This is a genomic window from Pseudomonas sp. IPO3774, from assembly GCF_013386835.1.
Lineage (GTDB): Bacteria > Pseudomonadota > Gammaproteobacteria > Pseudomonadales > Pseudomonadaceae > Aquipseudomonas.
Genome location: NZ_JACAQY010000077.1, coordinates 1 through 13,259 on the forward strand (window position 1 = coordinate 1; position 13,259 = coordinate 13,259).

Genomic DNA, 13,259 nt, shown 5'->3' on the forward strand with positions numbered 1-13,259 from the left:
CGAGCCTTGGCGAGGCTGCGTTGGCGGCATACCTGACACACCGCAGACGCAGCCTCGCCAAGGCTCGGCAGCTGCTACGCACAACCATTCCTCAAGAGGGCGGGCTGTTGCTTTTTCCACACTCGTCCCGGCCACTGTGGTTTTTTCATCACTGCCAAGGCCTGTGATGCCCGCAAACGCGGCCCGTCGCCCCATGGCACAGCCCTTGCTAAATCCCTGACAAAACCTTAGTCAAGGAGTCTCCATGCGCCCTTTATCTTTTCGCCGTGTCCTTTCATACCTGGGACTTGGCGCCGTGCTGCTGGCCGGCACCGCTCAGGCGCAACCCCATGACGGCGGGGTGCTGAACCTGGTGGCCCAACCCGAACCGCCGTCGCTGATGCACGGCGTGGTCAGCCACGTGTCCACCCAGTACGTCAGCGGCAAGATCCTCCAGGGCCTGCTGACCTTCGACACCGACCTGAAACCCAAACCGGTATTGGCCAAGGCCTGGACCGTTTCCCCCGATGGCCTGACCTACACCTTCGATTTGCAGGACAACGTGCGCTGGCATGACGGCCACGCGTTCACCGCCGATGACGTGGTGTTCAGCTTCCAGACCTTCTACCCCGAAGTGGACAAGCGCCTGGGCGGGGTCTTCACCGAGTACGTCGACAGCATCACCGCGAAGGGCCCGCTGCAGGTGGTGTTCCAGCTCAAGAAACCCTTCGCGCCGTTGCTCTCGGCCCTGGGCAGCGGGCTGCGGCCTGTGGTGCCCAAGCACCTCTACGAGAACACTGACTTTCGCAACAACCCCTATAACCTCAAGCCTGTCGGCACCGGCCCGTTTGTGTTTGTGGAGTGGAAACGCGGCGCCTATATCAAGCTGGCAAAGAACCCCGACTACTGGAAAAAGGGCCTGCCACACCTGGATGCGATCATCTTCCACGTGATCCCGGACGGCTCGTCCCGCGCTGCGGCGTTCGAGCGCAACGACGTGCAGGTGCTGCGCAGCGGTGATGCCGACTATTCCGACCTCAAGCGCCTGACCGCCTTGCCGGATGTGCAGTCGTCGGAAAAAGGCTGGGAGCTGTATTCCGGCCTGGCCTTCCTGCAGATCAATACGCGCAAGCCGCCGCTGAACAACCCCAAGGTGCGCCAGGCGATCCTGTATGCGCTGAACCGCCAGTTCATCGTCGACAACATCTTCTTCGGTTCGGGCAAGGTTGCCCCCGGCCAGTTCGTGTCCACCTCGCCGTACCACGACCCGCTATTGCCGCAGTACACCTATGACGTGAAAAAAGCCAAGGCGCTGATTGCCGAGTCCGGCGTGGACGTGGGCGCCGTGCGGATTCGCCTGCTTAACGGCGAGAAGGGCGGTGCCTGGGAGCGCCTGGCCGAATACACCAAGCAAGCCCTGCAGCCGCTGGGCTTCAAGGTACAAGTGGTGACGTCCGACGCCGCCACCTGGTTCCAGCGCGTCAGCGACTGGGACTTCGACCTGACCTACAACTTCATCTTCCAGATCGGCGACCCGTACCTGACCAACGCCTACCTGTACCGCTCCGACTACATCCTCAAGACTTCGCCATTTGCCAACGTCAGCGGCTACAACAGCCCCGAGGCCGATGCCCTGTGGACCCAGGTCGCCAACACCCCGGAAGGCCCGGAACGCACCAGGCTCTATAGCCAGTTGGAAAACGTGCTGAACACCGACCTGCCGATCGCGCCGATCTTCGAAATGCGCTACCCGACACTGTTCCACAAAGAGGTGAAGAACCTGCTGCAAACCGCCACCAGCCTTAACGAAGACTACGAAAGCGTCTACCTCGACGCGCCTGCACCATGAACGGGTTGCTGTATTTCAGCGGTCGCCTGCTCAAGGCACTGTTGATGATTGTGGCGGTGCTGGTGCTGGGCTTTTTACTGATCCGCCTGGCGCCGGGTGACCCGGCGCTGCTGTTGGCCGGCGAGGCGGGGGTGGATGATGTGCAGTTCATCGAACACCTGCGCCAGACCATGGGCCTGGACAAGCCGTTGCTCACGCAGTTGCTGATCTACCTGGGCAATATCGCCCATCTGGACCTGGGTTATTCCTACCGCAACCAGACCTCGGTGTGGTCGCTGATTGCCGAGCGCTTGCCGGCAACACTGGCCCTGATGGGCTCGGCATTTTTGCTCTCGTCGGTGCTTGGCGTCACCCTGGGGACGTTGGCCGCCCGGGCCCGACAGAAGCGTCACTGGCTGGATGGCGTGATCTCCCACGGCGCATTGCTGCTGTATGCGATGCCGCCATTCTGGCTGGCGATGCTGCTGATCCTGTTGTTCTCCGTCAGCCTCGATTGGTTGCCGGCGTTTGGCATGGAAACGGTGGCACAGGACTTTTCCCTGCTCGACCGGCTCAAGCACCTGCTGCTGCCGTGCGTGTCGTTGAGCGTGCTGTTCCTCGCCTTGTATATCCACCTGACCCGCGCCGCCGTGCTCGACGCCCTTGGCCAGGAATACGTGCGCACCGCCCACGCCAAGGGCCTGCACCCGCGGCGGATTTTGTACGTGCATGTGTTGCGCAATGCGCTGTTGCCGGTGGTGACCTTTGCCGGTTTGCAACTGGGCCAGTTGGCCAGCGGCGCGTTGCTGGTGGAGGTGGTGTATTCCTGGCCGGGGATTGGTCGCTTGATGTACGACTCGCTGGCCCAGCGTGACTACGGCGTGTTGATGGGCGGTTTCCTGGTGATCTCGATTCTGGTGGTGGGCTTTAACGTGTTGACCGATGTGATCTGTCGTTTTCTCGACCCGCGTATCGGTGCAGGAGTGCAAGGCTGATGCTGGTTTTCCGACGTTTTGTGCGCCAGCCTGCGGCGTTGATCGGTGCGCTGTTTTTGCTGCTGCTGACGCTGTTGGCGATCGCCGCCCCCTGGCTGACCAGCAGCTCGCCATGGGAGATGAACAGCCAGCCGATGCTCGCGCCATTCCACGACCCGGCCCATTGGCTGGGCAGTGACCTGCTCGGTCGCGACCTCGCCAGTGGCCTGCTGTACGGCGCGCGGGTGTCCCTGGCCGTGGGGGCGCTGGCCAGCCTGGCGACCCTGGTGGTGGGCCTGCTGGTCGGCGCGGTCGCCGGCTATTTCGGTGGCTGGCTCGACGGTGTGCTGATGCGCATTGCCGAGTTCTTCCAGATCATTCCGCAACTGGTACTGGCGGTGATCCTGGTGGCGATCCTTGAGCCGTCCCTGTTCTCCATCGTGCTGGCCATCGCACTCGTAGCGTGGCCGGCGGTGGCGCGGTTGGTGCGCAGTGAGTTCCTGACCCTGCGCCAGCGCGAATTCGTGCAGGCCGCGCGGGTGCTGGGGCAGTCGCCGCTGGGGATCATCGCCCAGCAGATCCTGCCCAACGCCCTGGCGCCGCTGCTGGTGACCATGACCTTTGTCATGGCCACGGCGATCCTCACCGAAGCGGCCCTGGCGTTTCTCGGCTTGAGCGACCCGGAAGCCATGAGCTGGGGCTACATGATCAATGCCTCCCGTGGCTTGCTGCGGGACGCCTGGTGGATGAGCTTTCTGCCGGGGTTGGCGATTGTGCTGTGCGTGCTGGCGGTCAATCGAGTCGGTGAAGGTTTGCGTGTGGCCTTTGAGCCCGGGAGGTCGCTATGACGTTGTTGAGTGTTGAACATTTGCGTATCGCCTTGCCGGCCGGTGCGGACCGCAGCCATGCGCTGTATGACCTGTCGCTGCAACTGAACCGTGGCGAATGCTTGTGTGTGGTGGGTGAATCCGGTTCCGGCAAGTCAATGCTGGCCAAGGCTTTGCTGCGCCAGTTGCCGGCCCCGCTGAAGGTGGAAAGCGGGCGCCTGGTGTTTCGCGACGAAGACCTGGCCGACCGCAGCGAAGAGGCCATGCGCCAACTGCGCGGGCGGGATATCAGCATGGTATTCCAGGAGCCCATGAGCGCCCTCAACCCACTGTTGCGGGTGGGCCAACAGATCGATGAAACCCTGCGCGCCCATGGCGTGGCGGCGGCACGGGTGCGGCGTCAGCGGGTGGTGGATTTGCTCGGTTATGTCGGCTTGCCCGACCCTGAGCGCTTGCGACTGGCGTATCCGTTTGAACTGTCTGGCGGGCAGCGTCAGCGGGTGGTGATCGCCATGGCCCTGGCGTTTGATCCGGCGCTGTTGATTGCCGATGAGCCGACCTCGGCGCTGGACGTGACCACCCAGGCGCAGATTCTCGACCTGCTGCGCAAGATCCAGCAGGACAAGGGCATGGCACTGTTGTTTATCACCCACGACTTTGCCGTGGTCGAGGCGATTGCCGACCGGGTGCTGGTGCTGGAAAAGGGCCGGGTGGTGGAGCAGGGCACGGCCCCGGCGGTGTTGCGTGTGCCCCGGGAAGATTACACCCGGCAGTTGTTGGCGGCGGTGTCGGCGCAACCGCTGGTGCCACGTACGCAGGTGGCTGGCCCTGTGGTGCTGAAGGCCGAAGCGCTGGGCAAGGTGTTCCGCAGCCGCAGCGGTTGGTGGGGGCGGCGTGCGACTCAGGCGTTGGATGCGGTTCAGCTGCAATTGCGTGAAGGCGAGACGTTGGGGATTGTGGGGGAGTCGGGGTCGGGCAAGTCGACCCTGGGTCGGTGCCTTGTGCGTTTGCTGCGTGCTGACAGCGGGCGGATCGAGTGGTTAGGGCGGGAGGTCGCGGGGTTGTCTGAAGGGCGGCTGCGAGCGTTGCGCAGTGATGTGCAGATGATTTTCCAGGATCCGTTTGCCTCGCTCAATCCGCGGCAGACGGTGGGGCAGATTGTTATGACTGGGCCTTTGGTGCAGGGGGTTTCCAAGGCGGATGCCGAGCGGCGGGCCCGTGAGTTGCTGGGGTTGGTGGGGTTGCCGGCAGCGGCGTTTGAGCGGTTTCCTCATGAGTTTTCCGGGGGGCAACGGCAGCGCATAGGGATCGCCCGGGCGTTGGCGGTGGAGCCTAAGGTGTTGATCGCTGATGAGTGTGTGTCGGCGCTGGATGCGCTGATCCAGGTGCAGATTCTGGAGTTGCTGGAGTCGCTGCAGCGGCGGTTCAGGTTGAGCATTGTGTTTATTACTCATGACTTGCGGGTGGCTGCGCGGTTGTGCGACCGGATTGCGGTGATGCGTCAGGGGAGGGTGGTGGAGCAGGGGGAGACGGCGGCGCTGTTTGCTGATGCGCGGCATCCTTATACGCGGGAGTTGTTGATGGCTGAGGCCATCTGACTTGGGGTGTTGGGGTTGGGGGCATATCCGTTATTCAGGTAACGGCCACCTATGGTTTCGCTCTTACAGCGAGTCACATTGCAAAAGCGGCAAAGACGACCTGAGTGTTAGAGCAAAAGCAGAGCCGTTTTATGTGGGAGCGGGCTTGCTCGCGAAGAACCTGAGAGCGCCGCGTTGAATCAGGATGTTCGCGTTATCGTTAACGACCTTCGCGAGCAAGCCCGCTCCCACATTTGGATCGTGTCCGCCTTTGATTTTGCTGTTGCTTCACCACACTCAACCCTTTCACTTATTGAGAAACCTCCATGCCGACCTCTTTCACCGAACTGCCAGTGATCCAGGGCCAACCACTGGAAATCCGCCCCAACCGTCACCTGAGCATCACCCATCACGCGGGCACCACCCAACCCGACACGGTAGTGTTCTTCTGCCACGGCGCCGGCGGCAACAAGGACCAGTGGCGCCACCAATGGCAATCCCTGAAAACCCAAGGCTACAGCCTGGTCGCCTGGGACCTGCTCGGCCACGGCGCCAGCGCAAAACCCCGCAACCCCGAGGCTTACGCCTGGCCCGAACTGGTCGCCGACTACCTGGAAATCCTCAGGCGCTACGGCGGCTCCCGCAACCTCATCGTCGCCCACTCCTTCGGCACTGGCCTGACCCTGAGCGCCTTGCTGGCCAAACCTGCGATCCCCATCGAAGCCGTATTGCTGCTGGGCACCCGACTGCACAGCATCAGCCGGAGCGGCGGCCTGATGCGTCTACCCGCATGGCTCCTGGAATGGCTGCGCCCACTGCTGGCCAAAGGTTTCCGCCAGGCCGCATGGAACGCCAAAGCCGACCCCGCACTGGTCGCCTACGAAGAAAAACTCACCGAGCGCAACCCGCTGTACATGTTCAAGGCCCTGATGAAAAACGTCCAATGGCCAGACGCCAATGCACTGCTCACCCTGACCCTGCCCGTGAGTGTGCTGGCCGGCGACACCGACGGCCTGACCCCGGCCAGTGGCGGCGAAGCACTCGCCCGGCATTTGCCCAATGCCGAGTATCAGTTGTTGCCCGAATGCGGCCACCAACTCATGCTGGAAAAACCCGGCGAGGTATTGGCCGCATTTCAACGCCTGCTGTCAGCTCAGCGGGACGGCAGTTTCCAGCGCTCACGGTAGAGGTCGTACTGCGCGGCGGGCAGTTGCACCAGCAGCGGGTTTTCTCGCGGGTCCAGCCAGGCAAACAACGCCTGGATATTCACCGGGTCCATCGCCGTGCAGCCCAATGTTCCCGAACTGACGCTGCGCCAGATATGCAGGAAAATACACGAGCCGCCGTTGGCCAAAGCCGGTGTGTTGTGCTCGACAAAAATCCCCTGGCGGTACAGCTGGTCCTTGCGCAGCATCCGCTCGGAACTGGTCCAGTCCTTGTTCACCGCCGAGCTGTCCACCAGGGTGTTGTAATGGCTGGACTGGCTGTCATCCACGCATTCGCGGGTGGCGGTACTGGCCGCGTAAGGCAAGCGGGTGTCAGCGGTGGGGGCGTAGCCGAAGGCACCGCCGAGTTTGAAGATGCCGGCCGGGGCCTTGCCATCGCCTTCATGCTTGAGGGGCTGCTGGTCGGGGGTGGGCGTCGTAAGGCCGGTGCCCCACGCCATGCCGTTTTTACCGACCACGATGGCAAAGGGTTCGCCGACTTTCTGAAAGCCTTGCCCGTGCCGCTCATAGCGTTGTGCGTTGCCCTGGAGGGCGTTCCAGCCCGGGGTGGTGACCACGATCAGTTGCCGGCTGGTCTCGGGGATTTGCGCGAGTGCCACGTTTGAAAGCAGCGTCAGCAGCGCCGCGCAGGTTTTGATGAGCGTGTTCAACGGCGTTCAGTCCTTGAAAAGAGGGAAACCTCAAACGCTAGTTTTTGCCCCGGGCTTTATCAAGCTGAAGCTGTGTTGTGATGTTACCGCAGCGGTTCGATAGGGAAGTCCATCGGCTCGGCCCGCACCGGATTGCGGCTGTAGGTGAAGTGCCACCATTCGCCGGCATAACCGGTAAAGCCTTCCTTGGCCATCGCAGCGCTCAACCGTTGGCGATTCTGGCGTGCCGCCTGGCTGATGTGGGAGCTGTTGGTGTGGGCCATTTCGTCGAAGCAATCAAAACCGGTGCCCATGTCCAGGCCGCCATCGGGCAGGCGTCGACCGTAACCGGCGGCGCAATCCACCGCCGCGGTGTCGGCGTTCCAGGCCTGGGCTGGCAGTGCATCGGGGCCGGTCAGGGTCACGTCCACTGCCGCCCCCCGGGAGTGGTTGGAAACCTTGGCCACATAGCCCAGGCGCCAGAAATCCTGCTTGTTCACCCGGGGGTAGAACTCGGCCTTGGCCGGATCCCCCGGCAGGCTGGCGAAGCGGCCCATGTTCGCCACGGCACGGCTGGGACGATAGCAGTCGAAGACCTTCAAGCCGTAACCCTGCCTGGCCAACTCGGCCTGGACCCGTACCAGTGCCTTTGCCGCGTCGGCAGACAGCACGCATTCGGCTGCTTTGTAGCCGTCCAGCGGCGCTCCGGTGAAGTTGTGGGGGCTGGCGTAGCGAATGTCCTGGGCGATGCTCGGGTCGAGGCTGCGCAGGTAAACCATGTTGGCCGGCATCGGCGTGTCTGCCGCTACCGGCGTGGCGAGCACGATCAGGCTCAGGGCGGCAAGGGAAAGCGAAGAGTAGGGCATGGCGGGCCGGGCTCGGACGGTGGCTTAAGCGCGCCACACTAGCAATGCCCGCCCCATGCCGCCAGTGCTACGGCGCGGCGTTGGGCACAAATGCCACGCTGCCACCGTCACGCTTGTGGAACAACCGTTCACCATTGTCCGGCTGGGTAGTGATGACCTGATGATCGTTGCCCAGGTAGGCCAGCGGCGTCGGGTCATCCTTGGTGGACTGCGCGACAATAATTGTGCGCTTGGGATCAAAGGTGCGGCCGCTGGTTTTTTCCAGCCAGGCCATGAACGCCGCACTGTCGCCCTGGCGCGGAAAGTCCTGGGTTTCGGCAACGTAGTAGAACGGCGTCCCGTGATTTTGCAGGTACATCGGTACCTTGTTGTCGACTTCCACCATCACCATCTGCCACGCGTTCCATGGCGCGCTTTTCACTGCTTGCGCTTGAACGTCCTCGGCGAAACGGGTCACGCCGCCATTGCCATTGGTCCACGGATACACCACCCCGAGTACCAGCAGCATCACCCCGGCAGCGATGCCGAACCCACGGTACCAACCCCGGCCGACCGTGCCTTTGCGGGCGATACGCTCACTGACCCACCACGCCGCCAGCAACTGCGCGAACGGCACCAGCGGCAGCACGTAGTAACTGCGCCGGCTGCCACTGGCGGTGAAGAACACAAACAGCAGGCCCAGCCCCCACACCAGCCAGCGGGTGTTGGGCGGGGTGTCGCGCCAATGCCGCGCGGCGAGCCACAGGCCCAGCACCCAGCACGGCGCCCAGGGCAAGGTGTAGGCCGGCAGGTAGATCAGGTAGGTGTAGATCGGCCCCATATGGTCGAACGGGTCGAAGAAGCGCACCACGTTTTCCCGGAACACCAGTTCCAGGCCGCTTGCACCGTAGGTCGGTGCGCCGTAGAGGTGGGACAGCACAAACGGGATCGCGTAGAACGCCCCGGCGATGATCACGGCCAGCACCAACCGCAGGTTGAGATGGCGTTTGTAGCGCTGTTCGCTGAGCAAGTGCGGCAACAGCACCAGGCCCGGCAGTACAAAGCCGATCAAGCCCTTGAACAGCGACGTCGCCGCCAGTAACAGGAAGAACACCGTGTAGCGCCCCAGCCGCGTATCGTCCGGCCCGCGCCAATACCACCAGACGGCGGCGAGCACGCCGCATACGGTCAGCACGTCCGCCGTGGCCACCCGGGCCCAGAAGAGGAAGTAGAAGGTGGTCGCGAGCATCCAGCCGGCAATCAGGCCGGTGCCTTTGCGGAACAGTTGCTCGCCGATCAGGTACACCAGCCAGATGCTCAGCCACGCCGAGATGACCGATGACAGGCGCAACGACCACGGGCCCAGGCCGCCCATCAGGTTGGCCAGGCCGGTGATCAGCCAGTACGACGGCAGGGGTTTGTCGTAATACGGGGTGCCCTTGAGGTACGGGTCGAAGTAGTCGCCGCTTTGCAGCATCTGCAGGGTGATGTTCGCCCAGCGGGTTTCCGGGCCCCACAGGTCGCGGGCGCCCAGGCCCAGCAGCAGGATCAGGGCCGACACGCCCAGGAGCAGCAGCAGGGCGCCGCGTTCGGTTTTCCAGAAGGTCATGGAGCGGTTCCGATGTGGGATGAGTGTTTAATGGGTCACCCCACATTAGTGCCGCTGTGTTACGGCAATGGCGGGTAGATGATGATCTCCAGGTCACCCTTGTAATAACGCTTGCCCCCCAACGGCAGCTGGCCGGCTTCGCGCATTTCGCTGGTGCTCCTGACCCGCATCAGCACGCCCACCGGGCCTTGCTGGCGCGCCTGCTTGAGCCAGGCTTGAACGCTGTCCAGATCCACCTTGCGGTGCATCGAGTCGGCGTATTGCAGGCCGTAGCGCAGTTCGCCTTCGGTGTTGTAGAGCGTCACTTCGGGCCGCCGCAGGCGCCATGCCAGGGCCGACGCCGATTCCAGTTCGTTGCTCAGCAGCGCTTGGGTCTTTTGGAGCTCGTCCAGGTGCTGGAGCACGAACTGATCAGGCATCTGGTTATCTTCGATCACCGCCGGCATGCCGGCGGGCAACAGCGCCACCAGCAGGCCAATGCCCAACGCCGGCATCGCCCACAGCGCCAATGGGCGGAAGGCTTGAAGCAGGTTGGCGAGCATCCAGCCCATCAGCACGATGAACGTCAGGGACAGGTTGAACATCTCGCTGTGGCTGTTGCCGTACAACGGCCGGTCGATTTGCAGGTAGATCAGCGTCACCATTGTCGCGACGCCGATGCCCAGGTTGAGCAGGCCATTGACGCGCAGCGTGCGGGTGCGGGCGTTGGCCAGCAGGTCGATCAACGCATGGCCCATCAGCAGCGCCAGCGGCAGCAGGCACGGCATGATGTAGGTCGGCAGCTTGCCGTTGCTCAGGCTGAAAAAGCCCAGGGGCAGCAGCAACCACAGCGCCAGGAAGACGATGGCCGGTTGGCGCTTTTCCTTCCAGGCCTTGCACAGTGTCGCCGGCAGCAGCGCCGCCCATGGCAGGCACGACACCACCATCAGCGGCAGGTAGAACCACCAGGGTCGTGCATGCTGGGCATTGTCGGAGGCAAACCGGCGGATGTGCTCGTGCCAGAAGAAGAAACGCCAGTAGTCCGGTTCCTGCAGGTGGATCGTCAGTGCCCAGGGCAGGCACACCACGGCCGCCACCAGAATCGCCAGCGGCCCGTAGCGCAGCAGTTCCCCCAGGCGACGCTGCCAGAGCATGTAAGGCAGGGCGATCAACACCGGCAGCAACCACGCCAGGAAACCCTTGGTCATGAAACCCATGCCGCAGGCCACACCCAACAACGTCCAGCTGGCGAGGCGGGCACGGGGGGTGGAGCTGTCGAGGGCAAACCACAGCGCCGCCAGGCTCAGGTTGACCCAAAAGGTGAATTGCGGATCCAGGTTGGAATAACCGGCTTGCCCGGCCACCAGGCCGAAACTCATGTAGAGCAGCGCGCAAGCGAAGCTCTTGCGCGGGTCGTTCCACAGCCGGCGGGCGATCAGGTAGGCGAGCACGACGCTCAGGCCGGTGGTCAGGGCGGAAGCGATGCGCACGCCGAACAGGTTTTCACCGAACAACGCCTGGCCCAGTGCAATGAGCCAGTAGCCGGCTGCGGGTTTTTCGAAATAGCGCACGCCCATGAAGTGCGGTGCCACCCAGTTGCCGCTCATGAGCATTTCCTGGCTGATCTGGGCGTAGCGGGTTTCGTCAGGAATCCATAGGCCATGCAGGCCCAGTGGCAGTAGATAGAACATCACGAATGCCAGTAGTAATACGGGCAATGGTTTAAGGCGGGTCATGGCTATTGCACTCTCAAGCGGTATTGACGGTGAATCAGCGCGAGCGCTGGATCAGCCATGCGCGAGGGGTGGAAGGTGGTCGTGGTCGGGTAGAAATGCGGCACAGAACGTTATTCCTTAAACAGTCTGTTAGTGGGGGGGCGAAACTGAATATCCCTGTGCCCCAGTCAAGCTCGTTAAACGTGTGGCGTCCAATAAGTCATCGAAGGTCATCGTCATGTTGTTAACTTGTGAAAAGTTAGTGAGCTAATAATTTTTTGACAAAAATTCAATTAAAACCATAGACGATGCCACGGTCTGGCTGTCTTTTTGCTGAACGAACTTGAATGATTAAATGTTAAGAAGTGTTCTAAAGTTGTTTAAGCACGGCGGCCCAGTCTTTACTGTTCAAAATACCCAGCGCCTTGAACTTGCCATCGGGCAGCAGCTTTACAAACAATGCACTGCCGTATTCAGCATGGGCAGCGTGTGAGTAGCCCAATGCCTCCTCGAAGTCGCTGATGCAGGCGCTGTGGGTGACCACCAGCAGGTTGCGGTCCGCGTGTTTATGCGGGCGCAGTTCCTCGCCGATGGCAGGGCCGCAGATGGCCAGGGGCCCGGGTGACAATTCGGCCTTGCCGAACATGAAAAGCGAGGTCTGCGCGGTGCGGGTGGTGGGGCTGCTCAGTACGTCGGTGTTTTCCATGCCCAGGGTCTGGAAGGCCTTGCCCACGGCACTGGCAGACAACGAGCCGAGCGTGGTCAGGCCGTCTGCCGGGCCCAGGCAAGGGTTGTTGGAGCGGTCACAGCGTTCCTCATGGCGGACCAGCACCACCAGGTCTCCGTTACGCCAGGCTTCCAGGGTTCCGGAGGTGAGCAGGCGGTGGCCCACGCCCAGGTCCAGCGGCGATCTTGGCCACCAGATGAACGCCGTTACTGCCAGGCTGATCATCACGATACCTGCCACGCCCAGCCACAGTTTGTTCAGCTGTTTTACAAATGCCCAGCGCGAGCGAGACTTGCTCAGGGTCAGGTCAACCACACTATTCACCATTGGTAACTTCCAGGCGTTAATCCGGTAACTGGCAGCGGCAAGTTAGGCAGGCGCCAAGTGAGTAGCGCTGATGCAGGAATATGCAAAAGCGTGTCATAGGGGCGCTGTCTTTTTGCTGAACATACCGATATAAAAAATTGTTCACTTGCACTAACGGGCGTTTGAAATAACCAGCCTGTTATCTGCCCATGGACGGCAATTTAAAGTGCAGCAGGTGGCGGCCGGGTGAAATCGATGTGAAAAATTTGCAGGGGGTCATGGGGCGCTCCTTTTGCCCATGGTTGTGACATAAAAATGTGACAACCGTTATTCTCCGGCTTAAGTCCAGAAGCTTGTGGGGAGGGGTGATGCTGCAGGTACAAGGGGTATTCAAGAGTTATGGCACGCCGCAGGGGCCGTTGACCGTGCTGGCGGGTGTCGACCTGTACCTGGGAGCGCGCAGCAGCCTGGCGTTGATGGGTGAGTCGGGCAGTGGCAAAAGCACGCTGCTGCATTTGGTGGCCGGGCTCGACCAGGTCAACCGTGGCAGCATCCAGGTCGGCGACCAGCGCCTGGACCAGATGAGTGAGGCGCAACTGGCCCACTGGCGTCGCACCGAGATCGGCCTGGTGTTCCAGCAGTTCAACCTGATCGGCAGCCTGCGGGTCGAAGACAACCTGGCCTTCCAGGCGCGCCTGGCCGGGCGCCTCGATCCGGCGTGGCAAGCGCAGCTTGTGGAGCGACTCGGCCTGGGTGACTTGCTCAGGCGTTACCCCGAACAACTGTCCGGCGGCCAGCAGCAACGGGTAGCGGTAGGACGAGCCCTGGCGTCGCGCCCCGGCTTGTTGCTGGCGGACGAACCCACCGGTAACCTCGACGAAGGCACCAGTGACGAAGTGCTGCAACTGCTGCTGGACCTGCTGCGAGACAGCCCCACCAGTTTGCTGATGGTCACCCACAGCCCGCGCATCGCGGCGCGCCTTGACCAGCAGGTGGTGTTACATCGCGGCCAGGTACTCGCTGCGGACGCCCGCTGAC

General features: G+C 62.4%; 11 protein-coding genes. 6 read left to right on the top strand and 5 right to left on the bottom strand.

Annotated elements, in window-relative coordinates; translation table 11 throughout:
* Positions 1–244 precede the first annotated feature (244 nt).
* The 5 genes from HYE77_RS32095 (at position 245) to HYE77_RS32115 (ending at position 6,372) form a co-directional block, all read left to right on the top strand.
* Complete coding sequence (locus tag HYE77_RS32095) at positions 245–1,828, top strand: ABC transporter substrate-binding protein (protein ID WP_087693386.1); 1,584 nt, start codon at positions 245–247, stop codon at positions 1,826–1,828.
* On the top strand, positions 1,825–2,802 hold the full coding sequence (locus tag HYE77_RS32100; protein ID WP_087693384.1) for an ABC transporter permease: 978 nt from the start codon (positions 1,825–1,827) through the stop codon (positions 2,800–2,802). The genes HYE77_RS32095 and HYE77_RS32100 overlap by 4 nt, the downstream gene beginning before the upstream one ends.
* The gene (locus HYE77_RS32105) at positions 2,802–3,629 is read left to right on the top strand and encodes an ABC transporter permease (protein ID WP_003210288.1); all 828 of its coding nucleotides are present in this window, start codon (positions 2,802–2,804) and stop codon (positions 3,627–3,629) included. Before HYE77_RS32100 ends, HYE77_RS32105 begins: the two co-directional genes overlap by 1 nt.
* On the top strand, positions 3,626–5,206 hold the full coding sequence (locus HYE77_RS32110; RefSeq protein ID WP_177029208.1) for an ABC transporter ATP-binding protein: 1,581 nt from the start codon (positions 3,626–3,628) through the stop codon (positions 5,204–5,206). The genes HYE77_RS32105 and HYE77_RS32110 overlap by 4 nt, the downstream gene beginning before the upstream one ends.
* Positions 5,207–5,511: 305 nt before the next feature.
* Positions 5,512–6,372, top strand: a complete 861-nt coding sequence (locus tag HYE77_RS32115; protein WP_003210284.1) for an alpha/beta fold hydrolase — start codon at positions 5,512–5,514, stop codon at positions 6,370–6,372.
* On the opposite strand, the gene HYE77_RS32120 is transcribed toward HYE77_RS32115, so the two are convergent.
* The 5 genes from HYE77_RS32120 to HYE77_RS32140 form a co-directional block, all read right to left on the bottom strand.
* The gene (locus tag HYE77_RS32120) at positions 6,339–7,061 is read right to left on the bottom strand and encodes a L,D-transpeptidase (protein WP_177070563.1); all 723 of its coding nucleotides are present in this window, start codon (positions 7,059–7,061) and stop codon (positions 6,339–6,341) included. The two genes, HYE77_RS32115 and HYE77_RS32120, sit on opposite strands and share 34 nt — an antisense overlap.
* A gap of 83 nt (positions 7,062–7,144) precedes the next feature.
* Entirely contained in the window at positions 7,145–7,906 is a 762-nt protein-coding gene (locus HYE77_RS32125) for a M15 family metallopeptidase (protein WP_177067181.1), read from the bottom strand.
* A gap of 67 nt (positions 7,907–7,973) precedes the next feature.
* Positions 7,974–9,494, bottom strand: a complete 1,521-nt coding sequence (locus tag HYE77_RS32130) for a glycosyltransferase family 39 protein (RefSeq protein WP_177029206.1) — start codon at positions 9,492–9,494, stop codon at positions 7,974–7,976.
* Positions 9,495–9,553: 59 nt separating this feature from the next.
* Complete coding sequence (gene arnT, locus HYE77_RS32135; protein WP_177029205.1) at positions 9,554–11,209, bottom strand: lipid IV(A) 4-amino-4-deoxy-L-arabinosyltransferase; 1,656 nt, start codon at positions 11,207–11,209, stop codon at positions 9,554–9,556.
* Between the two features lie 349 nt (positions 11,210–11,558).
* Positions 11,559–12,242: a histidine phosphatase family protein gene (locus HYE77_RS32140; RefSeq protein WP_003210274.1), complete on the bottom strand. Its 684-nt coding sequence runs from the start codon at positions 12,240–12,242 to the stop codon at positions 11,559–11,561.
* 347 nt (positions 12,243–12,589) lie between these two features.
* Between HYE77_RS32140 and HYE77_RS32145 the strand changes: the two genes are divergently transcribed.
* Complete coding sequence (locus HYE77_RS32145; protein ID WP_177070564.1) at positions 12,590–13,258, top strand: ABC transporter ATP-binding protein; 669 nt, start codon at positions 12,590–12,592, stop codon at positions 13,256–13,258.
* Position 13,259: the final 1 nt, after the last annotated feature.